This is a genomic window from Caulobacter sp. GW821-FHT10E02, from assembly GCF_059415225.1.
In genome coordinates this window covers 139,547-166,137 of the sequence record NZ_JBWKMV010000004.1, presented here as the reverse complement: position 1 = coordinate 166,137, position 26,591 = coordinate 139,547, and the positions used below count along the sequence as shown (strand labels likewise).

General features: G+C 67.9%; 27 protein-coding genes and 1 pseudogene. 10 read left to right on the top strand and 18 right to left on the bottom strand.

Annotated features, from left to right (window positions below):
• Positions 1 to 22: 22 nt before the first annotated feature.
• From AC07NI_RS20615 to cobT, 4 genes are all read right to left on the bottom strand, one after another.
• Entirely contained in the window at positions 23 to 322 is a 300-nt protein-coding gene (locus AC07NI_RS20615; protein ID WP_494622567.1) for a hypothetical protein, read from the bottom strand.
• Between the two features lie 253 nt (positions 323 to 575).
• A complete protein-coding gene (locus tag AC07NI_RS20610) occupies positions 576 to 887 on the bottom strand; it encodes a hypothetical protein (RefSeq protein ID WP_494622565.1) in 312 nt (103 codons plus the stop codon).
• A gap of 207 nt (positions 888 to 1,094) precedes the next feature.
• The gene (locus AC07NI_RS20605) at positions 1,095 to 2,192 is read right to left on the bottom strand and encodes an esterase-like activity of phytase family protein (RefSeq protein WP_494622563.1); all 1,098 of its coding nucleotides are present in this window, start codon (positions 2,190 to 2,192) and stop codon (positions 1,095 to 1,097) included.
• A complete protein-coding gene (cobT, locus tag AC07NI_RS20600) occupies positions 2,189 to 4,114 on the bottom strand; it encodes a cobaltochelatase subunit CobT (RefSeq protein WP_494622561.1) in 1,926 nt (641 codons plus the stop codon). The genes AC07NI_RS20605 and cobT overlap by 4 nt, the downstream gene beginning before the upstream one ends.
• A 140-nt stretch (positions 4,115 to 4,254) precedes the next feature.
• Here cobT and AC07NI_RS20595 point away from each other — a divergent pair, with 140 nt between their 5' ends.
• Entirely contained in the window at positions 4,255 to 4,437 is a 183-nt protein-coding gene (locus AC07NI_RS20595) for a DUF1328 domain-containing protein (RefSeq protein ID WP_494622559.1), read from the top strand.
• Positions 4,438 to 4,537: 100 nt separating this feature from the next.
• Here AC07NI_RS20595 and AC07NI_RS20590 read toward each other — a convergent pair whose 3' ends face one another.
• Complete coding sequence (locus tag AC07NI_RS20590) at positions 4,538 to 5,692, bottom strand: DUF3089 domain-containing protein (RefSeq protein WP_494622557.1); 1,155 nt, start codon at positions 5,690 to 5,692, stop codon at positions 4,538 to 4,540.
• Positions 5,693 to 5,833: 141 nt separating this feature from the next.
• On the opposite strand from AC07NI_RS20590, the gene AC07NI_RS20585 reads away from it, so the two are divergent.
• On the top strand, positions 5,834 to 6,910 hold the full coding sequence (locus AC07NI_RS20585) for an IMCp domain-containing protein (RefSeq protein ID WP_494622555.1): 1,077 nt from the start codon (positions 5,834 to 5,836) through the stop codon (positions 6,908 to 6,910).
• Position 6,911: 1 nt separating this feature from the next.
• Here AC07NI_RS20585 and AC07NI_RS20580 read toward each other — a convergent pair whose 3' ends face one another.
• From AC07NI_RS20580 to groES, 5 genes are all read right to left on the bottom strand, one after another.
• Entirely contained in the window at positions 6,912 to 7,226 is a 315-nt protein-coding gene (locus tag AC07NI_RS20580) for a hypothetical protein (RefSeq protein WP_494622553.1), read from the bottom strand.
• 43 nt (positions 7,227 to 7,269) lie between these two features.
• A complete protein-coding gene (locus AC07NI_RS20575; RefSeq protein ID WP_494622551.1) occupies positions 7,270 to 7,401 on the bottom strand; it encodes a hypothetical protein in 132 nt (43 codons plus the stop codon).
• Between the two features lie 167 nt (positions 7,402 to 7,568).
• On the bottom strand, positions 7,569 to 8,414 hold the full coding sequence (locus AC07NI_RS20570) for a hypothetical protein (protein WP_494622549.1): 846 nt from the start codon (positions 8,412 to 8,414) through the stop codon (positions 7,569 to 7,571).
• A gap of 154 nt (positions 8,415 to 8,568) precedes the next feature.
• Positions 8,569 to 10,212, bottom strand: a complete 1,644-nt coding sequence (gene groL, locus AC07NI_RS20565; RefSeq protein ID WP_494622547.1) for a chaperonin GroEL — start codon at positions 10,210 to 10,212, stop codon at positions 8,569 to 8,571.
• Positions 10,213 to 10,274: 62 nt separating this feature from the next.
• Positions 10,275 to 10,565 carry a co-chaperone GroES gene (groES, locus tag AC07NI_RS20560; RefSeq protein ID WP_172270611.1) on the bottom strand — a complete coding sequence of 97 codons (291 nt, stop codon included), beginning with the start codon at positions 10,563 to 10,565 and terminating at the stop codon, positions 10,275 to 10,277.
• A 176-nt stretch (positions 10,566 to 10,741) separates the two neighbouring features.
• On the opposite strand from groES, the gene AC07NI_RS20555 reads away from it, so the two are divergent.
• Together AC07NI_RS20555 and AC07NI_RS20550 are read left to right on the top strand one after the other, a co-directional pair.
• Positions 10,742 to 11,125, top strand: coding sequence for a VOC family protein (locus AC07NI_RS20555; protein WP_494622545.1), 384 nt, complete (start codon positions 10,742 to 10,744; stop codon positions 11,123 to 11,125).
• A 29-nt stretch (positions 11,126 to 11,154) separates the two neighbouring features.
• Complete coding sequence (locus AC07NI_RS20550; protein WP_494622543.1) at positions 11,155 to 11,580, top strand: DUF4345 family protein; 426 nt, start codon at positions 11,155 to 11,157, stop codon at positions 11,578 to 11,580.
• Here the strand turns inward: AC07NI_RS20550 and AC07NI_RS20545 are convergent.
• Together AC07NI_RS20545 and AC07NI_RS20540 are read right to left on the bottom strand one after the other, a co-directional pair.
• Positions 11,577 to 12,089, bottom strand: a complete 513-nt coding sequence (locus AC07NI_RS20545; RefSeq protein WP_494622541.1) for a methylated-DNA--[protein]-cysteine S-methyltransferase — start codon at positions 12,087 to 12,089, stop codon at positions 11,577 to 11,579. The genes AC07NI_RS20550 and AC07NI_RS20545 overlap by 4 nt on opposite strands.
• Positions 12,090 to 12,135: 46 nt before the next feature.
• Positions 12,136 to 13,443 (bottom strand): acyl-CoA dehydrogenase family protein, encoded by a 1,308-nt coding sequence (locus AC07NI_RS20540; protein WP_494622539.1) that lies wholly within the window; start codon positions 13,441 to 13,443, stop codon positions 12,136 to 12,138.
• A 99-nt stretch (positions 13,444 to 13,542) separates the two neighbouring features.
• Here AC07NI_RS20540 and AC07NI_RS20535 point away from each other — a divergent pair, with 99 nt between their 5' ends.
• Both AC07NI_RS20535 and AC07NI_RS20530 read left to right on the top strand, forming a co-directional pair.
• Positions 13,543 to 14,139 (top strand): GNAT family N-acetyltransferase, encoded by a 597-nt coding sequence (locus tag AC07NI_RS20535; protein WP_494623329.1) that lies wholly within the window; start codon positions 13,543 to 13,545, stop codon positions 14,137 to 14,139.
• A 97-nt stretch (positions 14,140 to 14,236) separates the two neighbouring features.
• Positions 14,237 to 15,604 carry a hypothetical protein gene (locus AC07NI_RS20530; protein WP_494622537.1) on the top strand — a complete coding sequence of 456 codons (1,368 nt, stop codon included), beginning with the start codon at positions 14,237 to 14,239 and terminating at the stop codon, positions 15,602 to 15,604.
• Here AC07NI_RS20530 and AC07NI_RS20525 read toward each other — a convergent pair.
• Complete coding sequence (locus AC07NI_RS20525; RefSeq protein WP_494622535.1) at positions 15,601 to 16,011, bottom strand: VOC family protein; 411 nt, start codon at positions 16,009 to 16,011, stop codon at positions 15,601 to 15,603. The two genes, AC07NI_RS20530 and AC07NI_RS20525, sit on opposite strands and share 4 nt — an antisense overlap.
• A gap of 126 nt (positions 16,012 to 16,137) precedes the next feature.
• Between AC07NI_RS20525 and AC07NI_RS20520 the strand changes: the two genes are divergently transcribed.
• Complete coding sequence (locus tag AC07NI_RS20520; RefSeq protein ID WP_494622533.1) at positions 16,138 to 16,911, top strand: MerR family transcriptional regulator; 774 nt, start codon at positions 16,138 to 16,140, stop codon at positions 16,909 to 16,911.
• On the opposite strand, the gene mutL is transcribed toward AC07NI_RS20520, so the two are convergent.
• A complete protein-coding gene (gene mutL, locus AC07NI_RS20515; protein WP_494622531.1) occupies positions 16,908 to 18,806 on the bottom strand; it encodes a DNA mismatch repair endonuclease MutL in 1,899 nt (632 codons plus the stop codon). The genes AC07NI_RS20520 and mutL overlap by 4 nt on opposite strands.
• Before the next feature lie 204 nt (positions 18,807 to 19,010).
• On the opposite strand from mutL, the gene AC07NI_RS20510 reads away from it, so the two are divergent.
• Both AC07NI_RS20510 and AC07NI_RS20505 read left to right on the top strand, forming a co-directional pair.
• On the top strand, positions 19,011 to 19,955 hold the full coding sequence (locus AC07NI_RS20510) for a TraB/GumN family protein (protein WP_494622529.1): 945 nt from the start codon (positions 19,011 to 19,013) through the stop codon (positions 19,953 to 19,955).
• Between the two features lie 50 nt (positions 19,956 to 20,005).
• Positions 20,006 to 20,905, top strand: coding sequence for a TraB/GumN family protein (locus AC07NI_RS20505; protein WP_494622527.1), 900 nt, complete (start codon positions 20,006 to 20,008; stop codon positions 20,903 to 20,905).
• 61 nt (positions 20,906 to 20,966) lie between these two features.
• On the opposite strand, the gene AC07NI_RS20500 is transcribed toward AC07NI_RS20505, so the two are convergent.
• Together AC07NI_RS20500 and lspA are read right to left on the bottom strand one after the other, a co-directional pair.
• On the bottom strand, positions 20,967 to 21,539 hold the full coding sequence (locus AC07NI_RS20500; RefSeq protein ID WP_494622525.1) for a DUF3035 domain-containing protein: 573 nt from the start codon (positions 21,537 to 21,539) through the stop codon (positions 20,967 to 20,969).
• 125 nt (positions 21,540 to 21,664) lie between these two features.
• On the bottom strand, positions 21,665 to 22,165 hold the full coding sequence (gene lspA / locus AC07NI_RS20495; protein WP_494622523.1) for a signal peptidase II: 501 nt from the start codon (positions 22,163 to 22,165) through the stop codon (positions 21,665 to 21,667).
• Positions 22,166 to 22,194: 29 nt separating this feature from the next.
• Here lspA and AC07NI_RS20490 point away from each other — a divergent pair.
• Positions 22,195 to 22,307: pseudogene (locus AC07NI_RS20490) on the top strand (hypothetical protein); the annotation flags it as partial.
• Here the strand turns inward: AC07NI_RS20490 and ileS are convergent.
• Together ileS and AC07NI_RS20480 are read right to left on the bottom strand one after the other, a co-directional pair.
• Complete coding sequence (gene ileS / locus AC07NI_RS20485; RefSeq protein ID WP_494622521.1) at positions 22,304 to 25,273, bottom strand: isoleucine--tRNA ligase; 2,970 nt, start codon at positions 25,271 to 25,273, stop codon at positions 22,304 to 22,306. The pseudogene AC07NI_RS20490 and the gene ileS overlap by 4 nt on opposite strands.
• Before the next feature lie 166 nt (positions 25,274 to 25,439).
• Positions 25,440 to 26,531, bottom strand: coding sequence for a S1C family serine protease (locus AC07NI_RS20480; protein WP_494622519.1), 1,092 nt, complete (start codon positions 26,529 to 26,531; stop codon positions 25,440 to 25,442).
• Positions 26,532 to 26,591 lie beyond the last annotated feature (60 nt).

Sequence of the window (26,591 nt, the reverse complement as noted above, 5' to 3'; positions counted from 1 at the left end):
TACTAGGTAACTTCGTCAGCGCTTAGCGCGCGACGACGGCGCCCGACGACGGGTTGGCCGAGTTGTAGGCCGACAGAGCCGGGTTGTTGATCTTCGACACGGCGTCGTTGACCGAGGCGCGGATGCAGGCCGGGTACAGGTAGCCGGCGAGGGCTTCGCCGCGGATGTCCTGCCAGCAGACGGTCGAGGCGGCCTTGACGATGTCGGCGCGGACTTCGGCGGCCGACTTGCCGGCGACCTTGACGCGGACTTCAGCGGCCGAAGCGGGAGCGGCGGCGAACAGGGCGATGGCCGAAGCGGCCAGAACGATGGAGCGGATCATGTCGATGTTCCGAAAGAGGGTTGGGTTCAACCCCCTCCAGACGCGTTCCTCTGACGGCCCGTCCCCGGTCTATCGCCTGCTCAGCCCGTCGCGTTGCATATAGCAACGTTCTCGTGGGTTATCAACGATTATGTTGCGGCGCACCTAAGGTGGAGCTGGGCGGTTGTTTCGCGTGCGAACAACCGATTGCAGGCGCGAAAAAGCCCGCGAAACCTGAGTTTCGCGGGCTCTGTCGTGAAAGCGCTGACCGCTCTTAGCGGGTGGCGACCTTCAGGAAATAGACGTCGCGGCCCTGGGCCTTGTCGTAGGCGATCAGGTCGCGGCTGTGGGCGCGGCTGATGGCGTCACGGGCGACGTCGCGCACGCAGTAGGGGGCGATCTGGACGGCGTAGGGGTTGCCGACGAGGTCTTCCTGGCACAGCTGCTTGGCGGCCTGGACGATTTCGGCGTGCACGGTGGCGGTGTCGCGACCGGCGACCTTGACCTTGATTTCGCCAGCGCTGGCCGAGGTGGCGGCGGTGGTGGCCATCAGAGCGGTAATGGCGATAACGAGCAGACGGATCATGTTGGTAGTCCCGGAAAGGAGGTTGAGTTCAACCGCCTCCCGACGCGTTCCTCTGACGGCCGCAGGTTCTCGCCCTCGTCGCCCCGTCGAGGTCTTGAATAAATGGTACCGGTACCTACTGCAAGTGCGAAATCGCTATGTGCGACAAAAAGTTCAATATAATCATATAGTTGGTAATGAAACCGTCTCGTTTGAAACGAAACCGTCTTAGCGCTTGCGAACAGACTTGCGCGGCGGCTTGGGCGGCATCGGCGGAGGAAGCGGCGGGGCCACCCAGTCGAAGGCCAGCAGCAGGGTGCGCTGGCTGTTGCTGACAGCGCCGTCGTCCGAGATCAGATAGATCCGCGTCGAGCCGGCCGGCGCGCCTGGGGGCGGGCCGGTCAGGGACACGCCCTCGAAGTTGTCGCGCGGCATGGCGCCCTCGATGTGCAGGGCCGCCGTGGTCCGCTGACGGGCGGCGGGCAGGGTAGGATCGGAGATGAACCGCACCACCGAGCGCCAGCCGCGCACCGGGTCATAACCGCGGTGGAGCGTGGCGATGGCCGCGCCCTGGAAGGGGGCGAAGCCGGTCAGGCCCCAGGTGAAGTCCGGACCCGACTGCGGCGGCAGCGACTTGCAGTCGGCCGACAGCTTGCACAGCCAAACCTCGCCCTCCTCGCCGCCGACGAGATAGGCGTCGGGGCCGGCGGCCGGATAGGCCGAGATCGCCTCCATGCCCTCGTTGTCGGGGAAGATGGTGGCGGGCTTGGGCGCGGGGGCGGGCAGGCTCCAGGTCCCGTCGGGGCCGACGGCGTAGCGCCAGATGCGGTGGTCGCGCTCGAAGCTGACCAGGCGGTCGCCGTTGGGGAGCACGGCCAGGCCCTCGGCGTCGGTGTGCTGCTTGTTCTGCAAGGCCTGGCCGTCGGGACCCTTCAGCGGCCACAGCTTGGTCTCGGTCAGGCCGAAGAGCTTGCCGGCCGCGTCCAGCGCCACCTTGGCCTCGAAGACGTCGCCCTCGTCGCTGATCGCCGTCAGGCGGCCGTCGCCGGTCACCGACAGGTCCGACAGGCCGTGCAGGCGCGTGGTGGTCGTGCTGGTCAGCCACAGGCCGCCGGCATAGGTGAAGCCGCCGCCGACATCGACCTTGGCCGGATTGGCGGCGTCCAGCGGCACGGGCGTGGCGGTGACGGTGATCTCCGGCCCGGCCTTCACCGGCGCGGGCGGCGCGGCGACCACGGGCGGCGGTTTGCGCGGCGTGCACTGGGTCGCCATGCCGGACAGACCGCCGATCATGCCGAAGACGAGCGCGGCGCGCAGACCGATCACGCGGGGACCTTGCCGGTCTTGGGGACTTGCGGGGTCACGACCGGCGGCGGAGCCAGCAGGCCGCGCGCGCGGGCGATCTGGCGCGGCTCTTCCTCGAAGAGCGCCGCCAGCTGCTCGACCAGCACCCCGCCCAGCTGCTCGACGTCGACGATGGTGACGGCGCGGCGGTAGTAGCGCGTGACGTCGTGGCCGATGCCGATGGCGATCAGCTCCACGGGGCTCTTGCCCTCGATCTCACCGATGACCTGGCGCAAGTGACGCTCCAGATAGTGGCCCGAATTGACGCTGAGGGTGGAGTCGTCCACCGGCGCGCCATCGGAAATCACCATCAGAATGCGGCGGGCTTCGGGCCGGCCGATGATCCGCTGGTGCGCCCACATCAGGGCCTCGCCGTCGATGTTCTCCTTCAGGAGCCCTTCGCGCATCATCAGACCGAGGTTCTTGCGGGCCCGACGCCAGGGGCTGTCGGCGGCCTTGTAGATGATGTGGCGCAGGTCGTTCAGGCGGCCCGGCGCGGCGGGCTTGCCCTGCTTGATCCACTCGTCGCGGCTGGTGCCGCCCTTCCAGGCGCGGGTGGTGAAGCCCAGCACCTCGGTCTTGACGCCGCAGCGCTCCAGGGTCCGAGCGAGAATATCGGCACAGATCGCCGCCACCATGATCGGCCGGCCCCGCATCGAGCCGGAATTGTCGATCAGCAGGGTCACGACCGTGTCGCGGAACTCCTGGTCCTCTTCCTGCTTGAAGGAGAGGGGGGCGGTCGGGTCGATGATCACCCGCGTCAGGCGGGCGACATCCAGCATCCCTTCCTCGAGATCGAAGGTCCAGGCGCGGTTCTGCTGGGCCAGCAGGCGGCGCTGCAGCTTGTTGGCCAGGCGCGAGACGACGCTGGAGAGCGCCGACAGCTGCTGGTCCAGATAGGCGCGCAGCCGGGTCAGCTCCTCGGCGTCGCACAGGTCCTCGGCGTCGACGACCTCGTCATGGGCCGTGGTGAAGATCTTGTAGAGCGGCTCGCCGCCCTGCGACGCGCCCGGGTCGGGACGGGCGGGCTTGGCGCCGTCGCCCATCTCGGGCTGCTCGTCGCTCTCTTCCGGTTCGCCTTCCTGGTCCGACTGGACCATCTCCTCGTCGCCGGCCTCGGTCTCGCGGTCGGAGCTCTCGCTTTCCTGCGGCGAGGAGCCCTCGGGCTGTTCGCCTTCGCCCTCGCCTTGATCCTCGTCGGAATTCTCGGTCGCGCCTTCCTCTTCGCCGTCGTCCTCGTCGGCGCTCTCGGTGGCGTCGGACATCTCCTCGCCGAGGTCGAGGTCGCGGAGGATCTCGCGGGTGACGCGGGCGAAGGCGGCCTGGTCGTCGATGGCGGCGGCCAGGCGGTCCAGGTCCTTGCCGGCCTTCATCTCGATGTCGTTGCGCAGGATGTCGACCAGGGCCTTGGCCCCGTCCGGCGGCGCATCGCCGGTCAGGCGCTCGCGGACCAACAGGCCCAGGATCTCGGCCATGGGCGCGGACTGGCGGTCGGTGGCGACGGCGCGGGTCAGGCCCTGCCGTTCCAGCCGGGCCTCCAGCGCGGCGGTGAGGTTGCCGCGCACGCCGCCCAGGGCGTTGGCGCCGATGGCTTCCAGCCGCGCCTGCTCGATCGACTCGAAGGCCGCCTGGCCGTCGGGCGAGCTGGGGCGGGCGCGGGCGTGGGCGATCGGATCGTGGTGGGCCAGGCGCAGGGCCATCTGATCGGCCAGGCCCCGGATGCGCGCGGCCTCCTTCGACGACAGGTCGCGCGGCGGATGTGGCAGGATCGCCCGCTTGCCGAGCAGCTGTGGACCATCGCCCGAGAACACGACCTCGAGGTCGGGGGTCTCGGCGAGCGAGCGCGCGGCGTGCGCCAGGGCGCGCTTGAAGGGTTCGGTCGGGCTTTCGGGCTTGGAGGCCATGGCTTTCGAGTTAGCGGCGCCGGGCGGCGAAAACAAGGAACGCCGTGCGCGGACGAGACGTTGATTTTCTAACGGCGCCGTTTCGGCGCCTTTGGGATTTTCCAACGGCGCCGAAACGGCGCTCCTCGAAGGAACCGCAAATGCTCAAGTGGGCTCTTATTCTCGCCGTCGTCGCCATCATCGCCGGGGCCCTGGGCTTCACGGGCATCGCCGGCGCGGCCGCCGGCGTCGCCAAGATCCTGTTCTTCCTATTCCTCATCGGCTTCGTGATCTTCGCCCTGCTGGGCGTGACCGTGTTCAAGGCGGCGGCCGGCCCGAAATAGCCGCCGCGCGCCTTGCGCGGGCCGGAGCGGACGTCGACCCCGCCGCCGGCACGAGTGTGGCGCTAGGACCCCGTGGGAGAGGTCCTAGCGTCCCGCGTTATTACTTGGCCGCGTACGCCTTGGCCTGACGGGCCACCAGGGCGTTCAGGTCGCCCATCTCAACATTCACGTCGATCAGGTGCAGGCCCCAGTCCTTCAGGACATTGCCGGCCACCATGACGTCGCCGGTGATCTCGTCGGTGCGAGCGTCGGCCGGATCGGCGTTCACCTTCACCGACAGATAGGTGAAGTCGCCGGCGCTGACGCACTGGGCCGAGACCAGGCCCGGCAGCGACACGAACGGGGTTGTGACCTTCAGGTCCTTGGCGAACGGCTTGGGCTCGCCGCTCGACAGGAAGCTCTTGCTGCTCAGGTAGGCGTGGACGGGTGCCTCATCGGTCGAGGCCTTGCCGGCCACCAGGGCGGCGGGGTTCACGCAGCCGGCGCGGCGGCCCTGCTCGTCGGTCTTGCCGAAGCGGCTGTTGGCCGGCGGCGGGCTCGACGCGCGGAACGAGACATAGGTCACCAGGCACCCGGCCTGGTCGGCCTTGTCGCACAGCGGGATCGAGCCGAACTTGCCGTCGGTGACCGGCGTGTTCATGCCGATCACATAGGCCGAGATCATCTGCTTCTGGGCCGGTTTGCCGTCGATCTCGTTCTTCAAGAGGTCCAGCAGCATCCGCGAGCCCTGGCTGTGGCCCAGCAGGACGACGCCGCGGCCCTTGTTCTCGTTGGCCAGGTACCAGCGCCAGGCGTCGCGCACGTCGCCATAGGCCAGGACGCCGTTGCCCGGCGAGGGCTGGCCCATCATCACCGCGCGCAGCGCCGCCAGGGTCACCTGGCGGTACATCGGGGCATAGACCCGGCACTGGCCGCCGAAGCGGGCCAGCTGTTGCTCGACCACGCGGCGCTCGGCCTCGTCGATGACCATGTCGCTGTTGCCGCCCGGATCGGTCGAGACGGTCGGGTAGATGTAGAAGCAGTCATAGGCGGGGTTGGCGGCCAGCTTGAAGGCCTCGGTCGAGGTCTTGCCGTCGGCCTGGACGATGGTCGTGGTCTGGTCGACCGCGCAGGCGTCCGCCCGACCCGGCAGGCACAGCCAGTTGTCCTTCTTGCCGTAGTCGTTCGGCGCGATATTGGCCGGCGCCTGGGCGCAGGCTGCGCTCGTCAGGGCCAGGCCGGCCGTCAGGATCATAGCGGCTAGAGTTTTCGCCATCGTCTTCCCCTCCAAACACTTGTTTGGCGCGGACAATGGCCGAGAGAACGGCGCTCGCCAAGGGGGCTTGGCGCCGGCTTTGCGACGTTGGCGGTGACTGTCCCGTCCAGGGACGTTCCGTATTTCGTATCGAGGCCGGCCATGAGCCCCAAGACCCTTGTCCGCATCGGCATTCTGGCCGCTTTCGCCAGCATCACCCTGGCTTCGCCCGTTCTGGCCGACGGCTATGAGCGCGCGCCGGTCCACGTGAGCCATGCGCCAAAACGGGTCACGACGCGCACCAAGGTCGTCTATGTCGACCGCGTCGTGGAGCGCAAGGTCCCGGTCTATGTCGACCGCCCCACCACCCAGATCGTCGAGAAGGTGGTCGAGAAGCCGGTGATCGTCGAGCGCCCGGTCGTGGTCGAGAAGCGCATCGAGGTGCCGATCGAGAAGCTGGTCGAGGTCCCGGTCGAGAAGATCGTGGAGCGGCCCGTCTATATCGACCGTCCTGTCGAGAAGATCGTCGAGAAGCGCGTGGAAGTGCCGGTCGATCGTCCGGTCTATGTCGACCGTCCCATCCCGGTGGATCGCCCCGTGCCTGTCGAGCGTCCGGTTCCGACCCCGGTCCCCGCGGTCACGCAATGCCAGCAGGGCTGTTCGGGCCCGGGCGGCGAGGTGGTCGACCGGATCATCCAGGTGCCGGTCTATGTCTATGTCGACCGCCCCGTGGATCGCCCGGTCCCCGTGGATCGTCCGGTCTATGTGCCGGTCCCGCAGCAGGGCGGCTGCCAGCCGCGCGTCTGCGGCGGCGCGGTCTATCAGCAGCAATGCAGCCCCTGCGGCGGCCAGCGCTATGAGGATAGCTATTACGAGGAAAGCCGCGAGCGCTCGTCCTATGACTATTCGGGTTCGCGCTACAGCGCCGGCGGCGGCTGGAACGCCGGTTCGGCCGGCAGCTCGGCCTGGGGCAACTATATCGAGCCGCCGCCGCTGCCGATGGGCTATATCGGCGCGCAGTCGGGCGGACGCGGGGGCGGCTACGGCGGTCCTGGCCTGGCCGGCGGTGGCGGCTATGCGGGTGGTTACGCCGGCGGCTATTCGGGCGGCTATGCCTCGAGCTCGGCTTCAGCCTCGGCTTCTGCGTCGTCCTCGATCCGCATCGGCGGCGGCTATCATGGCGGCGGTGGCGGCAAGGGCGGCTGCAGCGCCTGCGGTGGCGGCGGCAAGCACCACTAAGTCAGAGCGAAAGCCAGCGCCTGGGGCTCTTGTCGCCCAGGGCGCGGGCTTCGCCGGGCCGCAGGCCCAACTCACGCATCCGATAGGCGACGATCTCGCGCAGGGCCTCGACGGGCTCCTTGCCGGCGACGGGGCTCGAGGCCACCGAGCCGGCGCTCATCGCCATGTCCACGGCGCTCCACTCGGCCTGAGCGCGATCCGCTTTCCCGACGGCGAAGTAGTGGCGGACGGGCACGCGCTCGCCCGGGACCTCGACCATCACGCCGATGACCCAGCCTTGAACGATCAGATCGGCGTCGGGGCGTTGGCGGAACATGCCAGCGCATGTAGCGCTCGCCCGGCCTCGCGGATAGGGGGCGCTAGCCGATCAGCTGGAATGCCGCCTGGCTGATCAGGCCCAGCACCAGCCAGGCCGAGACGCCGATCACCACCAGATTGGTCCGCGAAGGACGCCGGCGACGATGGGTGGAATACAAACGCACGAACGACATTGAAGCCTCCATGCCCTGAAACGTGAGCGAGAGGTTAACGCCGATGCTCCACCTTGGATGCATGGTCTTTTCGCTCGTCACGGGAGTGTGAGACCGTCGTTATGCGGACAAAGAAAAAGGGCGGAGCCTCCCGGCCCCGCCCTTGGAATACCAGGCGTTGCGCCGGGCTATTTCTTGGGCGTGGGCTTGTCCCAGAGGACCCTGTGGACCTTCTGCGTCTTCGCGTCGATCACGGCGGTGCAGGCCACGTCCGCCACCAGCATGTGGGTCTCCCGGAAGATCTTGTGCGGCTCATCGAAGGTTGGCGTCGTCACGGTCCGGGAGGGGAAATAGAACGGCGCTCGAGGACGCGCGACGATCAGGAGCATCCCGTTCTCCTTGAAGGAGCGCGCACCTTCCGGGGGCTGGAAGACGGTCGCCAGGGTGCCGGCCCTGTACGAAAGGTCGGCGTTGTAGCCCAGCACCGGATCGTAGGTGCCGTCGCCCATGCCGAGATAGACGCCTTCGATGAACCGACGCTCGACGTCGATATTGACCTGGGCCCCCAGGGCGTTGGTGGCCGTGTAGCCGGGTTCGCTCTGAACCGAGATGGTCCTGTTCAGGCAGACCGACTGAGAGTTGCCGGAGCGGCGCGCCTTGCCGACCGTGAACCGCGCGTTCTCCGGCGGGTTCGCCACGTAGTAGGAGCACCCCTTGAAGAGCGTGGGCGTGATGAGGAGTTGCTGGGTGTCGGCGTTGTAGGTGATGTCCTGCGTGGGAATCTTCCAGGCGAAGGTCATTTCCGTGACGCCGCCCACGGCCTGAGCCTGGGTCGCGGCGATGCGCTGGTTGTAGGCGTCCGTGGTCTCGAACTCGTCCTTGACCGGCGTGGCGGCCCGGATCTTCGCCAGCGTAGCGCCGAAATCGGTGATCGTGGGGATCGTGCCGGCTTCCAGGGCCTCGCAAGCGCCCGCTTGGGCGAGCTGCGGAACAAGGGCGATGGCGCAGACGGCGGCCGCGAGTGCGTGCTTCAAGACTTTCCCCCAAAGAGTTCGATGTCGCGCATCAGCGCTACCTTGGGTGTTTCTGGCACGCGCTGGGGAGCGCGCCAAGCAGCCAAGAAAAAGGGCGAAGCCTCGCGGCCCCGCCCTTCTCATTCTCAGCTGTGAGCTGACTTGGTCTTCTGAATTAGAAGTCCATGTCGCCCATGCCGCCCGGCATGCCGCCGCCCGGAGCGCCACCGGCGTTCTTCTTCGGGGCTTCGACGATGGCGGCTTCCGTGGTGATCAGCAGGCCGGCCACCGAAGCGGCGTCTTGCAGAGCGGTGCGGACAACCTTGGCCGGATCGATGACGCCGTCGGCGACCAGATCGACATACTGTTCGGTCTGGGCGTTGAAGCCGAAGGTCGCGTCGTCCTTTTCAAGGATCTTGCCGACCACGATCGAGCCTTCGACGCCGGCGTTTTCGGCGATCTGACGGATCGGGGCCTGCAGGGCGCGACGGACGATGGCGATGCCAGCGGTCTGGTCGTCGTTGTCGCCGGTGACGTTCGCCAGGGCCTTGGAGGCCTTCAGCAGAGCCGTACCGCCGCCCGGGACGATGCCTTCGTCGGCGGCCGCGCGGGTCGCGTTCAGGGCGTCGTCAACGCGGTCCTTCTTTTCCTTCACTTCGACTTCGGTCGAGCCGCCGACGCGGATGACCGCAACGCCGCCGGCCAGCTTGGCCAGACGCTCTTGCAGCTTTTCCTTGTCGTAGTCCGACGTGGTGTCTTCGATCTGGCGCTTGATCTGGGCGATACGGGCCTCGATCGCTTCCTTCTCGCCAATGCCGTCCACGATCGTGGTGTCGTCCTTGGTGATCGAGACCTTCTTGGCCTTGCCGAGCATGTCGAGCGACACGTTCTCGAGCTTGATGCCCAGGTCTTCCGACACGACTTGCGCGCCGGTCAGGATGGCGATGTCTTCCAGCATGGCCTTGCGGCGATCGCCGAAGCCCGGAGCCTTGACGGCGGCGACGCGCAGGCCGCCACGCAGCTTGTTGACGACCAGCGTGGCCAGGGCCTCGCCTTCGACGTCTTCGGCGATGATGACCAGCGGGCGGCCCGACTGGACGACGGCTTCCAGCACCGGCAGCAGCGGCTGCAGCGACGACAGCTTCTTTTCGAACAGGAGGATCAGCGGCTCTTCCAGCTGAACTTCCATCTTGTCGGCGTTGGTGATGAAGTACGGCGACAGGTAGCCGCGGTCGAACTGCATGCCTTCGACGACGTCGAGTTCGGTTTCGGCGGTCTTGGCTTCTTCGACGGTGATGACGCCTTCGTTGCCGACCTTGTCCATGGCGCGAGCGATCATGTCGCCCACTTCCTTGTCGCCGTTGGCCGAGATGGTGCCGACTTGCGCGATTTCAGCGTTGGTCGTGACCTTCTTCGACGACGCCTTGATCTCGGCGACGACGATGGTGACGGCCTTGTCGATGCCGCGCTTCAGGTCCATCGGGTTCATGCCGGCGGCGACCGACTTCAGGCCTTCTTGCACGATGGCTTGGGCCAGGACCGTGGCGGTCGTGGTGCCGTCGCCGGCCTTGTCGTTGGTCTTCGAGGCGACTTCGCGGATCATCTGCGCGCCGAGGTTCTCGAACTTGTCAGCCAGTTCGATTTCCTTGGCGACCGACACGCCGTCCTTGGTGGTGCGCGGGGCGCCGAACGACTTTTCGATGACCACGTTGCGGCCCTTGGGGCCCAGGGTCACCTTCACGGCGTTGGCGAGGATGTTGACGCCGCGCAGCATCTTGTCGCGCGCGTCGGAACCGAAATAAACGTCTTTAGCGGCCATGGAGGGCGCCTTTCTGATCTAGAAAATTCTGGAAGAAGGAAGCGTCTGGAAGACGGGAGGGATTAGCCCTCGACCACGCCCAGGACGTCGCTTTCCTTCATGATCAGGAGGTCCTGACCGTCGACCTTCACTTCCGTGCCCGACCACTTGCCGAACAGGATGCGGTCGCCAGCCTTGACGTCCAGAGCGACGACGTCGCCCTTGTCGTTACGCGCGCCGGGGCCGACGGCGACGACTTCGCCTTCCTGCGGCTTTTCCTTGGCGGTGTCGGGGATGATGATCCCGCCCTTGGTCTTGGTTTCTTCTTCGACGCGCTTCACGAGGACGCGGTCGCCCAGGGGACGAAATTTCATGGGTGTTCTCCGTCGGAACGGTTTCAAATAAAGGCTGAGCTGGACCGGGGAGCTGCGCTGTTAGCAGTCGCTCCCATCGAGTGCCAACGTCAGGCGTGAGTTAGGCAGGGGGCTCGGGGGAGTCAAGGACGACGCCCGCGAACTTTTCGCGAAGGGTTAACAGGAGGGAGGCTTCGATGTTCGACCACATGGGTCTCGGGACGAGCGATTACCAGCGCGCGACGGCCTTTTATGACGCCGCCCTGGCGCCGCTGGGCATTCGCCAGCTGTATGTCGTGCCCAAGGAATTCACCAACGGCGTCGACGTGGTGGGCTACGGGCGCGAGCGGCCGATGTTCTGGGTGGCGGGCCAGGACCCGACCTCGGGCAAGCTGCACATCGCCTTCGCGGCGGAAAACCGCGCCCAGGTCGACGCCTTCTACGAAGCGGCGCTGAAATCCGGCGGAAAAGACAACGGACCGCCCGGACTTCGCCCACATTACGATAAGGACTATTACGGCGCGTTCGTTCTGGACCCGGACGGCTTCAACGTCGAGGCTGTCTGCCGCGCGCCAGAATAGCGACAAAGATAGCAGGAGTTCCAAGGCCTATGTCGAGCTACGTCCTGTCGCTGTTCCTGGCGGTCCTGGCCTGTGTCATCGGCGGGAGTCTGGGCGGCATGATCCTGGCGCGGCCGCAGACCATGCTGAGCCTGGCGGGTCTGGCCGACGACGATGCCCCTCGACCCGCGCTGTTCGCCGAGGGCCGGGCGCTGGGCGGGGTGCTGATCGCTTCGCACGGCGTGGCGGCGCTCTATCTCGGCTACCAGCCGCGGATCGGCTCGGCCATGGCGCTGGCGCTCGCGGTGGCCTGGCTGGGCGCTGCGGCGGGCCGGGCGATCTCGGCGGCGCTGGACGGCGAGGCCGGGCGCTACAATAGCGGTGCGATGGTGTTCAACGCCCTGATCGGGATCACCTTGAGCCTGCCGTTCTTCAACATCGGCCGTGTGGTGATCGAAGGCGCACGGCTGGCCTAAAGCGCCTTCTCGTGGGTCAGAAGCCAGCGCTTGCGCTCGATGCCGCCGCCGTAGCCGGTGAGGGCGCCGTCCATGCCGATCACCCGGTGGCAGGGCGCGACGATGCTCAAGGGATTGGAGCCGTTGGCGTGGCCGGCGGCGCGGACCGCTAGTGGACGCCCGGCCCGACGGGCCAATTCCGAATAGGTGATCGTCTGGCCGGCGGGGATCGCGCACAGCGCTGTCCACACCGCGTGCTGGAAGGCCGTGCCGTTGGTGGCCCAGGCGATGGTGTTCAGGGTGTCGAGCTCGCCGGCGAAATAGGCAGCCATGGCCTCGCGGATCGTGGCGGGGGCTGAGCCAGGCTCGGGCCGCAGCGGGCCGTAGTGGGTTTTCAGCAGGCGGTCGAGGCGGGGCTCGTGATCGTGGAAGTCCAGCGCGCGCAGGGCGCCGGTCTCGTCGGTGACGATCAGCAGCTCGCCGATGGGCGAGGGCGCGCGGTCGAGGACAAGGCGGGCGGGACGACTCATCGGGCGATCATCGCCCGGACGCGATGAGCCGTCCGCCCGTTTGTTGCTAGCGAATGCCCGGTACGTGCAGCGCGGCTTCCTTCTCGGCCTTCTGCTTGAAGACCAGGTCGCCGTACTTGCCGTATTCCATCCGCGCGATCGTGCGCTGGTGCACCTCGTCCGGGCCGTCGGCCAGGCGCAGGGTGCGGATGCCGGCATAGGCCTTGGCGAGCCCGAAGTCGGTGGTCACGCCGCCGCCGCCGTGGGCCTGGATGGCGTCGTCGATGATCTTCAGGGCCAGGCGCGGGGCCGCGACCTTGATCATGGCGATCTCCAGACGGGCCGACTTGTTGCCGGCCTTGTCCATCATGTCGGCGGCCTTCAGGCACAGCAGGCGGCACATCTCGATGTCGATGCGGGCGTCGGCGACGCGCTCTTCCCACACCGAGTGGTCCGAGACGTACTTGCCGAAGGCTTTGCGGCTCATCAGGCGCTTGCACATCTTCTCCAGCGCGACTTCCGCCGTGCCGATGGTGCGCATGCAGTGGTGGATGCGGCCGGGGCCGAGGCGACCCTGGGCGATCTCGAAGCCGCGGCCTTCGCCCAGCAGCAGGGCGTCCTCGATCGGCACGCGCACGTCCTTGAGGATGACCTCGGCGTGGCCGTGCGGGGCGTCGTCATAGCCGAACACCGGCAGCATGCGGACGATCTCGATACCCGGCGCGTCCAGCGGCACCAGGACCTGGCTTTGCTGCTGGTGGCGGCTGGCGTTGTCGGGGTCGGTCTTGCCCATGACGATGGCGACCTTGCAGCGCGGATCGCCCACGCCCGAGGACCACCACTTGCGGCCGTTGATGACGTAGTGATCGCCGTCGCGCTCGATGCGGGTCTCGATATTGGTGGCGTCCGAGCTGGCCACGGCCGGTTCGGTCATCAGGAAGGCCGAGCGGATCTCGCCGTTCATCAGCGGGCGCAGCCACTTTTCCTTCTGCGCCAGCGTGCCGTAGCGCATCAGCACTTCCATGTTGCCGGTGTCGGGCGCCGAGCAGTTGAAGACTTCCGAGGCGAAGCCGACCTTGCCCAGCTGTTCGGCGATCAGGCTGTATTCCAGGTTGGTCAGCTGGACGCCTTCGAACTGGAAGGTGTCGTCGACATGGGTCTGGCCGCTGTGCGGCGGCATGAAGAAGTTCCACAGGCCGGCGGCTTTCGCCTTCGCCTTCAGCTCCTCGACGACCTGCACGACCTTCCAGCGCTCGGCGCCGAGGACGTTCATCTCGGTCTCATAGACCGGGATGGCCGGAACGATGTGCTCGTCCATGAACGCGGTGACGCGGTCCAGGAAGGCGCGCTGCGTGGGGGAGATATCGAAGTCCATGGTCGTTCCCTCTGCCCGGTTCTCTATGTGTCAAACGCTTGTTTGAAGTGTTTGTAGACCGGCTTGACGCGGGCGGCAAGCCTGTCGGACAACGGGACCATGCTGAACCTGACCGCCGACATCCTGCAGGGCCGCTACGTGCGTCTCGAACCGATCACCATCGATCACCGCGACGAGCTGAAGGGCGCCATCGACTGCGATCCCGCCAGCTGGGAGATCATGTCGGTCAACGGCTGCGGCGAAGGCTTCGAGGACTTCTGGGGTTCGTTGCAGGGCGAGACCGACCGGGGCGAGCGCATCGGCTACGCCATTCGCCGTCTGTCGGACGGCAAGATCATCGGCACCTCCAGCTACCTGAACATCCGTCGCCTGCATGGCGGACTGGAGATCGGCTCGACCTTCCTGAACCCCGACGCCCGCTCGGGTCCGGTCAATCCGGAGAGCAAGCGTCTGCTGCTGGCTCACGCCTTCGAGAAGGCCGGGGCCATCCGCGTCGAGTTCAACATCGACGTCCGCAACGCCCGCAGCCAGGCCGCCGTCGAGAAGCTGGGGGCCAGCAAGGAAGGCGTCCTGCGCAATCACAAGGTCACCTGGACCGGCCATATCCGCGACACGGCGGTGTTCTCGATTACCGACTACGACTGGCCGGCGATCCGCGAACGCCTCGAATTCCGCCTCAGCGAGACGTTCGTTTAAGGGGCGTCTAAAAAGGTTCCCGGGATGGCGAAATAAAACGTCGTTATCCCGACGGTTGTAACCGTTCAAAAAGCTTCGGTCGCTATGGTCGGACCTCATGACGGCCATCTGTTGCCTGCGTATCCTGTTCACCGTCGGCGAAAGCCAGCCGGGTGAAGTCCCTAAGCACAAGGCTCAGGGCGTCGCTGACGCGTTCCTGAAGGCCCGCTGGCGCAAGCCGCGCAAGTGCGGGGCCGTGGCGCCGATGGCCTTCGTCCTGGCCGACAACCGCGTCGAGACCCTCGATCCCACCGAGATGCAGGCCCTGGCCGCCGAGCTGGAGAAGGTTCTCTTCCCCGGTCGTCCGATCGGCCAGATCGCGCTGATGACCTTCGAGGGCGACGAGCAGGCCGTCCTGAAATTCGCCGCCCTGACCCAGGCTGAACTCGCGGGCCTGATGGCCGGCGAGGGCTATGAGGGCCCGGCCGGCCGCGTCCACGTGGTCACCGCCGACAGCGTCGAGCCGCGCCCCAGCACCCGCGAGGAAGCCAAGACCTTCGCCGAGGACAAGGCCAGCGCCAAGAAGCAGGGCCTGACCGCCGCCACGACCGTCGCGCCGGACCGTCCGGCCAAGGCCGCCGCGCCCGTCTCCACCATTCCCGTCGTCGAGCCGGCTCCGCCGGTCGCCGTCGAGGCGCCGCCGCCGATCGTCGCGCCCGTCGCGCCGGAACCGGCCAAGGCCGAACCCGCGCCGGTCGCCAAGCCCGCCGCCGCCAAGATCTCGGCCCCGCCGCCGCCGGCCGAGACCGGCTGGTGGGGCGTCCACGACCTGGTCCAGGGGACCTTCGTCGGATCGGCCATCGCCATGCGCTCGGACCTCATCGGCCCGGCCCCCGAGGACGACGCCAAGCTGCTGAAGCGCGACCTCGTCTGCCTGACCGACACGCAAGCCGCCCTGAAGGGCGCCGCGTACGGCGAGATCTTCGTGCCGTTCGGCTTCTGGAACCTGACCACCCCGGCCTCGCAGGAGGCCTATAAGAGCCGCCTGTCGCGCTATCCGCTGGACCAGCAGCCGCGCCTGACCGCCACCATCTACGCCACGCCGCGCGAGGCCTCGATCGGCATGCTGCAGCAGATGCGCCTGTTCCTGAAGGGCAGCTTCTCGCGGATGGACGTCCAGGTCACCGACCCGACCTTCCCGATCGCGGGCCTGCCGCCCGAGCTGGTCGACACCATTACCCTCGTCCTGAACGGCGAGACCGAGCACGACCGGCTGAAGCAGATCCTGAAGTTCGTCGAGCGCAAGGCCGCCTACGTCGCCAAGGAAGTCGGGCAGGCGGTGGCCAATGTCGGCTCGGCGGTCGAGCTGGAAGCCTGCAAGGCGGCCGGCATCGCCCTCGTGCGCGGCCCGGCGGTCACCGAATTCCTCGACAAGCCGGTCGCCAGCCCCGACGGCGCGGTTCTGGCGGCGGCGAACGCGGCTTAGGCCTTCGGCATCTCGAAGGTGAAGACCACGCTCTCGGCCGAACGCTCGCTAGGCCCGTGGAACACCGCCTCGATATTGTTGCCGTCCGGATCGTACAGGAAGGCGGCGTAATAGCCCGGATGGTAGGGCCGCTCGCCCGGTCCGCCATTGTCGCGGCCGCCGGCCTCCACGCCCGCCTTGTGGAAACGCTCGACCGTCTCGCGGTCCTTGGCCTGGAAGGCCAGGTGGATGTGCGTGGCCGGCTCGCCCGCGTCGATCCAGATCTCGTCGGCGTCCAGGTGGGCAGCGTCCTCGTTATAGGGCACGCCCAGCACCTCCAGCACCGCGCGGTAGAAGCGCTTGGTCGCCTCCAGGTCCTTGGCGCGCAGCTGGATGTGGTCGATCAGTCGGCCGCGACGGACTTCCATGGGAGAGCCTCCGGTTTCGGGTCCGAACGCCTCGGATGCGGAATTTGTTGCGACCCGCTTGACCCTCACGCCGCGTCAGACCTGACTGATCCGTCCATCGAAGAGGGAAGGTTCAAGGACACCTGAATGAGCGTCTACACGGTCAAACAGATGGCGAAGCTGTCGGGCGTCTCGGTGCGGGCTCTGCACCATTACGACGCCATCGGCCTGCTGCGGCCCCGCGCCGTCGGGGCCAACGGCTATCGCTACTATGACCGCCAGGACCTGCTGCGCCTGCAGCAGATCCTGTTCCACCGCGCCCTGGAGACTCCGCTGAAGGACATCCAGGCCGCGCTGGACGACCCGCGCTTCGACCTCGCCGCCGCGCTTCGCACCCATCGCGAACGCCTGGCGGCGCAGGCCGAGCGCTACGCCAAGCTGGTGGACGTCGTGGACCGCACCCTCGCCGACCTCAAAGGAGACGAGACGATGGAAGACAAGAATTTGTTCGCGGGCTTCGACCCGGAAAAGCAGGCCCGGCACGAGGCCGAACTGGTCGAGCGCTACGGCGACGGCATGGCCGAGAAGATCGCCCACTCGAAGGCGGGCATGAAGAGCTGGGGAAAAGGCGACTGGGCCGGCTTCCAGCAGGAAGCCGCCGCGATCGAGCACGACATGGCCAAGGCGCTCAGCCAAGGCCTGCCGGCCGACAGCGACGCGGTGGCGGCGATCATGCGCCGGCATTGGGCCTGGGTGGCCAAGTCCTGGAACCGTGAGCCGACGGCCGACGCGTTCACGGGTCTGGGGCGGCTGTACGTGGACAGCCCGGAGTTCACAGCGCGCTATGAGGCGATCGCGCCGGGGCTGACGGAGTACCTGGCGACAGCGATGCGGCTGTTCGCGGAGAAGCGGGCGGCTTAGCGCCGCCCGAACAGCTTCTCGATATCGGCCAGCTTCAGCTCCACATAGGTCGGGCGGCCGTGGTTGCACTGGCCTGAGTGGGGCGTGGCTTCCATCTCGCGGAGCAGGGCGTTCATCTCGGCGCCGTTGAGGCGGCGGCCGGCGCGGACGCTGCCGTGGCAGGCCATGGTCGAGCAGACCTCCTCCAGCCGTTCCTTCAGCGCCAGGGCCTGGCCGTTCTCGGCCAGGTCGTCGGCGATGTCGCGGACCAGGGCGGCGGCGTCGGTCTTGCCCAGCAGGGCCGGCGTCTCGCGCACCAGCACCGCGCCGGGGCCGAAGCTTTCGAGGACGAGACCGAGGCTGGCCAACTCCTCGGACCGGGCGATGACCCGCTCAGCCTCGGCGGGATCTAGGTCCACCACCTCGGGCAGCAACAGGGTCTGACGGGCTACGCCGCCAGTCGCCATCTCGCCCTTCATGCGCTCATAAACGAGGCGCTCGTGGGCGGCGTGCTGGTCGACGATGACCATGCCGTCGCGGGTCTGGGCGACGATATAGGTCTCGTGCACCTGGGCCCGGGCCGCGCCCAGCGGGAAGTCGACCGGGTCGAACGGCGCGGCGTGGGCGTAGTCCTGGGCCGGGCGGTCCTCGAAGGCGACGGAGGTGTAGGCCTCGCGCACCACCTCGGCCAGTTCGCCGCCAAAGCTCGGCTCGACGCGAGCTGAGACCTCGTTCAGCCCCGGCAAGTCCATCGGCCGCTGCGTCGGCGGCGTCCAGCCGCCCTCGCGCCAGGCCGAGAAACCCGCTGGCGACGGCCCAGGCTGGTACCCCGGGAACGGGCTCTGCTGGGCGCGGATGCTGTCCAGCGCCTGGGTCGCCACGGTGGTCGAGGCGCGGTGGCCGGCGCCGGCGAGCGCATGACGCAGGGCTCCGACGATCAGGCCACGCACCAGGGCCGGATCGCGGAAGCGCACCTCGGCCTTGGCGGGGTGGACGTTGACGTCGACCTCGGACGTGTCGAGCGTGACGTACAGCGCCGCCGTCGGGTGACGGTCCCGCGCCAGGAAGTCCGCATAGGCCGCGCGCAGGGCGCCTTGCAGCAGGCGGTCGCGCACCGGCCGGCCGTTGACGAACAGGTACTGGTGGGCGGCGTTGCCCCTGTTGTAGGTCGGCAGGCCGGCGAACCCCGACAGCCGCACGCCGTCGCGCACCTGGTCGATCTCGATGGCGTTGTCCTGGAAGTCGCGGCCCAGCACGGCGGCCAGGCGCGCCAGACGCCCCTGCGGACCCGGATGCTCCGGCGGCAGGCGCAGCACCCGACGCCCGTCGATGTCCAGCGAGAAGCCGACGCTCTCATTGGCCATGGCCTGGCGCTTGAGCTCCTCGGTGATCGCCAGGGACTCGGCGCGCTCGGACTTCATGAACTTCAGGCGCGCGGGCGTGGCGTAGAAGAGGTCGCGGACCTCGATCCGCGCCCCGTGCGGGCCGGGGAAGGCGGCCGGCGCGACGTCGCCGACGCTGCCGCCCTCGACCAGGATCGAGTGGGCGTCGGCCGCCCCCTTGGCGCGCGAGCTGATCGTCAGCCGGGCCACCGAGCCGATCGACGGCAAGGCCTCGCCCCGGAAGCCCATGGTGTGGATGCGCAACAGGTCCCAGAGGCCGTCCTCGTCAGGGGCCAGCTTGGAGGTCGCGTGGCGCTCGATGGCGACGGGCAGTTCCTCGGCCGACAGGCCGCAGCCGTCGTCGGCGACGAGGATACGGGTCAGGCCGCCGCCGTGGGCCTCGACCTCGATCCGCGTCGCGCCGGCGTCGATAGCGTTGTCGACCAGTTCCTTGATCGCGCTCGCGGGCCGTTCGACCACCTCGCCGGCGGCGATGCGGTTGACGGTTTCGGGCGGCAGGCGACGGATAGGCATGGACACGGACTTTCACGAGGCAGGCCGGAGCCGAAGCTCCAGCATTGCAACTCCTTAAGTTGACCGGGCGGACCGATCGGCCAACGACAGGGAGATCGCGGAGTTTATCTCGATTCCGCCGCCGTTCGAGGAAGACAGATAGTGACCCTTCGCCGTTTCGCCGCCACAGGCCTTGTCCTTTCGCTGCTTTGCGGGGGCTCAGCCTTGGCTCAGGCGAAAAACGAGGTCTCGATCCACCAGACCGCGCCCGTCGCCCTCACGCCCGTCGACCCCAACGCCAACCTGGTCGAGGAACTGATCGTCAACGCCCGCGTGCCGGGCCCGGCTTGGTGGAAGGTCACCGACGCCGACACCACGGTCTATGTCCTGGGCGTGCCGGCCCTGGTGCCGTCGAAGACCAAGGCCGAGGAGAGCGTGCTGCGCCGCCGCCTCGACGGGGCCAATGTGCTGATCATGGGCCAGGAGGCCGACATCAGCATCGTCCGCATCATCGGCCTGGCCGTGGGCGGCCGGAAGCTGTTCATCGTGAAGCAGCCGATGCGCCAGACCCTGCCCGCCGATCTGCGCGAGCGGCTGGACGCCCGGCTGAAGATCATGAAGGAAAAGCCGGACGCGATGGACGACATCAAGCCCGCCTTCGCCGGCTTCCTGGTCGGCAACAGCCAGGACGGCGGCGACGTCTCGATCAGTCTGGGCGGGGTCACCGACCGCGTCCGCCAGATCGCCAAGAGCAAGGACGTCGCCAAGCATCCGCGCATCCAGAACCTGTCCGACTACAGCCTGGTCGACGCCATCAAGGCCCTGGCTAACGCGCCCCAGCCGCTGCAGGAGCTGTGCCTGGACGCCGGCCTGCGCCAGGCCGAGAACGGCCAGGGCGGGATCCAGGTCACGGCCGAGCGCTGGGCCCAGGGCCAGGTGCGTGAAGTGGTCTCGGCCGATCGCGGCTTCCAGCGCTGCCTGGACTCCACGCCCTCGATCGCCCGCGAGCTGCGCCAGGGCCGCGACGAGGCGGTCGACGCCATCGCCAAGGCTCTGCAGAAGCCCGGCAAGGCCGTGGCGGTGATCGAGCTGCGTTCGCTGCTGGCCCAGGACGGGGTGCTGGATCAGCTGCGCGCCAAGGGCTTCACCGTGGTCACGCCGGGGGATTGACGCGCGCGCCGCAACCACCGAGCTTGACTTGAGGTTGAGCGGAGGGGCGGATGAAAGCGGCTTTGATGGCGGTCTTGGCGATCCTGGCGACGCCGCTGACGGCGTTCGCCCAGAACGAGCCGAACATGGTGGAGGCGCTGGTCGTCAACGCCAGTACGCCCGGGCCGGCCTGGTGGAGTGTCTCGAAGGGCGACGCCAAGGTCTGGGTGCTGGGCCTGACGAGCGGCGGCTTTCGCGACGATGACCGTTGGGACACCAAGGTCTTTGAGCGACGGTTGGGTAGGGGCGGCCGGCTGATCCACGCGGAAACGTCGCCGATGGCGCGCATGACCCACGAGGAGATGACGACGAGCCGGCGTTGGGTGGAAAAGCTGAACTCGGAAGATCTCGAGCGTTTCGCGCGCGCCATGGACATCACGCGCGCCGACCAGGCCGCCATGGTCTCGTCGACGCCGAATGCCGCGGCGCTTCAACTGGGCTATGTGGCCTTTCCGCCAAGGCTGTCGCCCAAGCTGCGCCTGATGATGCGGGCCAAGGCGCTGGACGCCAGGACCGCCCCGGTCGGTGAGAGCCTGGCCTGGCCCTTCCGCGTGTCGCTGAAGGAGGCCTCGATGGACGACTTCACCTGTCTGAATTCGGTCACCCGGATGGTCACCCAGCCGGAGGCGATGCGCGCCAATGCCGAGGCCTGGATGAGGGGCGATATCCGTCACCTGGTCCGGGGCAAGATGGCCTATGATCCGTGCCAGAGCAGCCTTCCCAAGCTCAATGCGGCCTTCCTGCGCCAGGACGACGCCCTCGCCGCCGCGATCGCCGAGACCCTGGATGCTGGCCAGAACGCCGTCGCGCTGGTCGATCTTGTGCCGCTGCTGCGTCAGCAAGGCGTGCTGGACCAGCTTCGGTCGCGCGGCTACGTCGTCCGCACCCCGGCCCAGCTGGACGAGGACTGAAACGAAAACGGCCCGGAACCGCGAGGTCCCGGGCCGTTCGATTGTCTCGGCGTGTCGAGCCCTAGAGGCCCGGCAGCTTGATGCCGGTCTTCTTCTCGCGGCTGATGACCACGCCACCGGCGCCCACCAGCTTCTTCAGACGGGCTTCCTCGGCGGCGGCGTCGACCTCGGTCGGGGCGTTGGCGCCCGACTCGGCGGCGGTGGCCACGTTCGTCGTCTTGGGCTGGCCCTTCTTCCAGAACATCACCTTGCTGGCGAAGCTCTCGTCCTTGTGGGCCAGGTCGCCGTTCTCGTCGTCGACCACGAAGCGGATCAGCGGATCGGCCTTGTCGGTGCCGGCGCGGGCGACCAGCAGCTTTTCACCTTCCGAACGGCCGGCGGCGTTGCTCTGGCCGATCAGGGCGGCGCGAGCGGCGCTTTCCGGCTGCAGTTCCTGCGGACGCGGCTCGCCGGGCGCCGGCGGGCGCAGGGCGTAGTCCGGCGGCACGGCCAGAGGGGCCTTGCTGACGACGCGGAATTCGTCGGGAACCACCTTGTTCATGCCCAGGGCTTTCTGGGTCGAGGTGCAGCCGGCCATGCCGATGGCGGCAACGGCGGTCAGGGCGCTCACGGTCGCGACCCGATTGAAACTCATCAAACCATGCTCCAGCAGGCCGACCCCCGGCCCAAATTTTGGACGCTCTCGATACGACATCCTCGCCCGGGCGCCAATCTCCCACGCGAATGCGGCGTCATTCAGTCTCGCCTTGGCGGCCCTAACTACTCGGCGGGCTCAGCAAGTTTCTTCTCGCCGTACAGGAAACTGTCGATCAGCAGCAGCGCCACGCCGATGTTGATCCCCGAGTCGGCGACGTTGAAAACCCACGGGAAGTTCAGGCGCGAGACGTCGATGAAGTCGACGACATAGCCGTACAGCACCCGGTCGATCAGGTTGTTGCCGATCGCCGCGCCGATGATCATGCCCACGCCGATGGCCGGCAGCAGCTTGGCGGACTTGCGGACCCACCACGACAGGCCGACCACCACGAGAATCGAAAAGCCGATCAGCAGCCAGCGACCCCAGTCGTGGTCCTTCAGCAGGCCAAAGCTCATGCCGTAGTTATGGACCATGGTCAGGTAGAGCGGGCCGACGGCGTGCACGGAGGCGCCTTGCTCGCGGCCGAGCAGGCCGAGGATCCAGAGCTTGGAGATCTGGTCCAGCACCAGGGTGGCGGCGGCGACGGCGTAGGCGGTCCAGCCGAGGCGGGTGATCGATTTCATTCCGTTACCTAAGCCACGTTCCTAAAACTTGTCATCCCGGCCGTAGCGCAGCGGAGAGCCGGGACCCAGGGGCACCGCGTTGCGCCGGCCCCTGGGTCCCGGACAGCCTCTGCGAGGCTTCCGGGATGACAAGGAGGGTTAGGCGGTCGCGTGCGTCGCGTCCCAGTACGCCACAGCTTCAGCGTCGCGAAGGCTAAGCTCCGGATAGCGGGGATCGGTTCCGACTTCCGGCAGGATCCGCCACGAGCGGGCGCACTTGTTGCCGTCGGCCAGCTTGGGATCCACCGACACGCCCTTGACCTCGTCGGTCGTGAACGCGCCGCCTTCACCGGCGACCAGGCTGGCGGCCGACGTGCGGAACACCTCGGCGGCGTCCAGGCCGTCGAAGGCGGCCAGCAGGTCGGCGTCGGCGACGTGGACGACCGGAGCCGCCTCCAGCGCCGAGCCGATGCGCTTTTCGCGGCGCTCGACTTCCAGGGCGCCGGTCACCACCGACATCACCGTCTCGACCTTGGTCCAGCGCGCGGCCTCGGCGTCGTTCCGCCATTCCGCCGGCGTTTCCGGGATCACCCGCAGGCTGTTGGAGCCGGCGTCGGGGAAGCGCGTCTGCCACGCCTCTTCCATGGTGAAGCTGGTCAGCGGCGACAGCCAGATGGTCAGGCGCTCGAAGACGTAGTCCAGCACCGTGCGATAGGCGCGGCGGCGCAGGGCCGTCGGCGCGTCGCAATAGAGGCTGTCCTTGCGGATGTCGAAGAACAGGGTCGACAGGTCGCCCTGGCAGAACTCGATCAGCGGCCGGACCACGTCGCTGAAGCGATAGGCCTCATAGGCGGCGCGCACGTCGCGATCCAGCTCCCACAGGCGGTGCAGAATGTACTTCTCCAGCGGCGGGAAGTCGGCGTAGTCGGTGACCCGTTCGGCCTCGTCGAAGCCGGCCAGGGCGCCCAGCAGGTAGCGCGTGGTGTTGCGCAGCTTGCGATAGGCGTCGGTGGTGGTGGCCAGGATCGTCTTGCCGATCCGCTGGTCTTCCGAATAGTCGACCATCGCCGCCCACAGACGGAGGATCTCGGCGCCGCTTTCCTTGGTGACCGACTGCGGCTCGACGGTGTTGCCCTTGGACTTGGACATCTTCTCGCCGTTCTCGTCCTGGGTGAACCCGTGGGTGAGAACCGCCTTGTAGGGCGCGCGGCCGCGAGTGCCGCAGCCTTCGAGCAGGCTGGACTGGAACCAGCCGCGATGCTGGTCCGAGCCTTCCAGATAGAGGTCGGCCGGCCAGTGGCTGTCGTCGCGGCCTTCGATCGTGAAGGCGTGGGTGCAGCCGCTATCGAACCAGACATCCAGGATGTCGCCGACCTTCTCGAACTGGGCGGCGTCATAGGCCTCGCCCAGGAAGTCGGCGTCGGGGCGCGAGAACCAGGCGTCTGCGCCGCCCTCGCGGATGGCCGCCAGGATGCGGGCGTTGACGGCCGCGTCCATCAGCGGCGCGCCGGTCTCCTTGTCGATGAACATGGCCAGGGGCGTGCCCCAGGCGCGCTGGCGGCTGACCAGCCAGTCGGGGCGCGTCTCGACCATCGAGCCGATGCGGTTGCGGCCGGCGTCGGGGTGGAAGGCGGTGTCGGCGATGGCCTGGATGGCCGTCTCGCGCAGGGTCTTGCCGCTGTCGAGCGGCTGATCCATGCGGATGAACCACTGCGGGGTGTTGCGGAAGATGATCGGGGCCTTCGAGCGCCAGCTGTGCGGATAGCTGTGCTCGACGCGGCCGCGCGCCAGCAGGTTTCCGGCCTCGATCAGCTTGTCCATGACCGCGCCGTTGGCGGGGCCGAACTTGCCGGCCTTCTTGCCCTCGGTCTCGATGACCTTGAGGCCCGCGAACAGCGGCACATGCGGGAAATAGGCGCCGTCCGGATCGACGGTGTCGGGGATGGAGTCCAGCGCGTAGCCGCTCTTCAGCCACACCAGATAGTCGTCCGCGCCGTGGCCCGGAGCGGTGTGGACGAAGCCGGTGCCGGCGTCGTCGGTCACGTGGTCGCCGGCCAGCAGCGGCACGTCGAAGCCGAAGCCTTCGTCGAACTGGGCCAGCGGATGCGCGCAGACCAGGCCGGTCGGATCGACGGGCTCGACCCGGCGCCAGGTCGCGACCTTGGCGGCCTTGCGCACGTCCTCGGCCAGCTTGTCGGCGATGATCAGGCGGTCGCCGGCCTTGGACCACGGGGCGAACTCGAGGTTCTCCTCCATGGCTTCCACCTCATAGAGGCCATATTCGACCTTGGGGTTGAAGCTGATCGCGCGGTTGGCGGGGATGGTCCACGGCGTGGTGGTCCAGATCACCACACTGGCGTCGTTGGGCGCCAGGCGGAAGACGTTGTCGCCGGCCGCATTGCCCGAGAGCGCGTAGTGCTCCTCGTCATAGACCTTGACCGGGAACTTCACCCAGATCGTGGGGCTGACGTGGTCGTGGTATTCGATCTCGGCGTCGGCCAGGGCCGTGCGCTCGACCGGGCTCCACATCACCGGCTTGGAGCCGCGATAGAGCTGGCCCGAGGCGGCGAACTTGTGGAACTCGGCGACGATCGTGGCTTCCGAGGTGAAGTCCATGGTGGCGTAGCGGTTCCACCAGTCGCCCAGGATGCCCAGGCGCTGGAACTCGGTCTTCTGGGCCTCGACCCAGCCGCCCGCATATTCGCGGCAGCGGGTGCGGAATTCCTCGGCCGGGACCTCGTCCTTGCGGCGGCCCTTGGCCCTGAATTCCTCTTCGATCTTCCACTCGATCGGCAGGCCGTGGCAGTCCCAGCCCGGCACGTAGTCGACGTCGTAGCCCAGGGCGAAGCGCGAGCGGACCACGAAGTCCTTCAGCGTCTTGTTCAGGGCGTGGCCGATGTGGATCGCGCCATTGGCGTAGGGCGGGCCGTCGTGCAGCACGAACAGCGGGGCGCCGTCGGCCTGACGCTTGGCGCGCACGGCGCCGTACAGGCCCTTGGGCGAGAGGGCGGCCCAGCCCTCCAGGATCTCGGGCTCCTTCTTGGGCAGGCCCCCGCGCATCGGGAACGGGGTGTCGGGAAGGAAGACGGTTTCGCGATAGTCGCGGGCGGTCGTGGCGTCGTCGGCCATGGATAGGTGTCCGGCTTTTAGGGTGTCGGAAGAGGGCGGGAAAACCCGGCGCGCGCTGGAGGATCGTCCGGCGGCGTCACGCCGGGCGGATAATTCGCGAAATCTTCCGAACGAAATTCATGGCCAGCGGGATAGCAGAGGGCGGGCCGACGCGCAAAGGCTTCGGCTACGCCCCCGGTTTCCGCAGCTTGGGCGTCACCGTCACGGTCATCAGGCGGGCGTTGCGGATGACCAGGAAGTCGGTGGGCCGGCCGATGCTGTGGTGGTCCAGTGCGCGCAGCAGGTCGTCCAGGCCGGTCAGCACCTGACTGCCGGCCGAGACCAGCAGGTCGCCTTCCTTGATCCCCGCCTTGGCGGCCGGGCCGCCGGTATCGACATGGGCGACATAGACCGCATAGGGCTGGTGCAGGCCGGTGGCCTTGGCCAGGGCCACCGGGATCGGGGCCTGCTGGGCGATCAGGCCGATCGAGCCGCGCCGCACGTGACCGTGCGCCAGCAGTTCGGCGATCACGAAGCGGGCGGTGTTGGCCGCCACCGCGAAGCACAGGCCCTGATAGCCGGCGATGATCGCCGTGGCGATGCCCACGACCTCGCCGGTCGAGTTCACGAGGGGCCCGCCGCTGTTGCCGGGATTGAGCGCCGCGTCGGTCTGGATCAGGTCCTCGACCAGCCGGCCGCGCTCGCCCCGCAAGGAGCGGCCTAGTGCCGAGACGACGCCGGTGGTCACCGTGGCCTCGAAGCCCAGCGGCGCGCCGATGGCGATGACCAGCTGGCCGCGCCGCAACCGCTTGGAGTCGCCCAGCCTAGCCACCGGCAGATCGACGGCCTGGTCGATCTTGATCACGGCCAGATCGGTGTCGGGATCGTCGCCGACGCAGCGGGCGGTGAAGCTGCGGCCCTCGGCGGTGATGACGATGTAGCGGCTGGCGCCCTGGATCACGTGGCTGTTGGTCAGGATCAGGCCGTCAGGGCCGATCGCGAAGCCCGAGCCGACGCCGGACATCCGCGGGTCTTCCAGCATCGGGTGGATGCGCACGACGCTGGGTCCGATGCGCTCGACGGCGCGGACCACGGCGTTGGAATAGGCGTCCAGCAGATCGCCGTCGGGCAGGGCGCAATAGCCGCCCTCGACCTCGACGGCCTTGCCCGTGTCGAACACGAACTGCGCGCCCTCGGGATAGGCCAGAATCTCGTGCGAACGCCGAGCGACAGGCCGCATGGCGCGCGCGAAATGTTGGTACTTGCGCCCCTTGAGCATGCGGTCCCCACCCAGCCGTTAAACAAGGTTAACGGGACCGGGGAGAACGCGAAAGGGTTT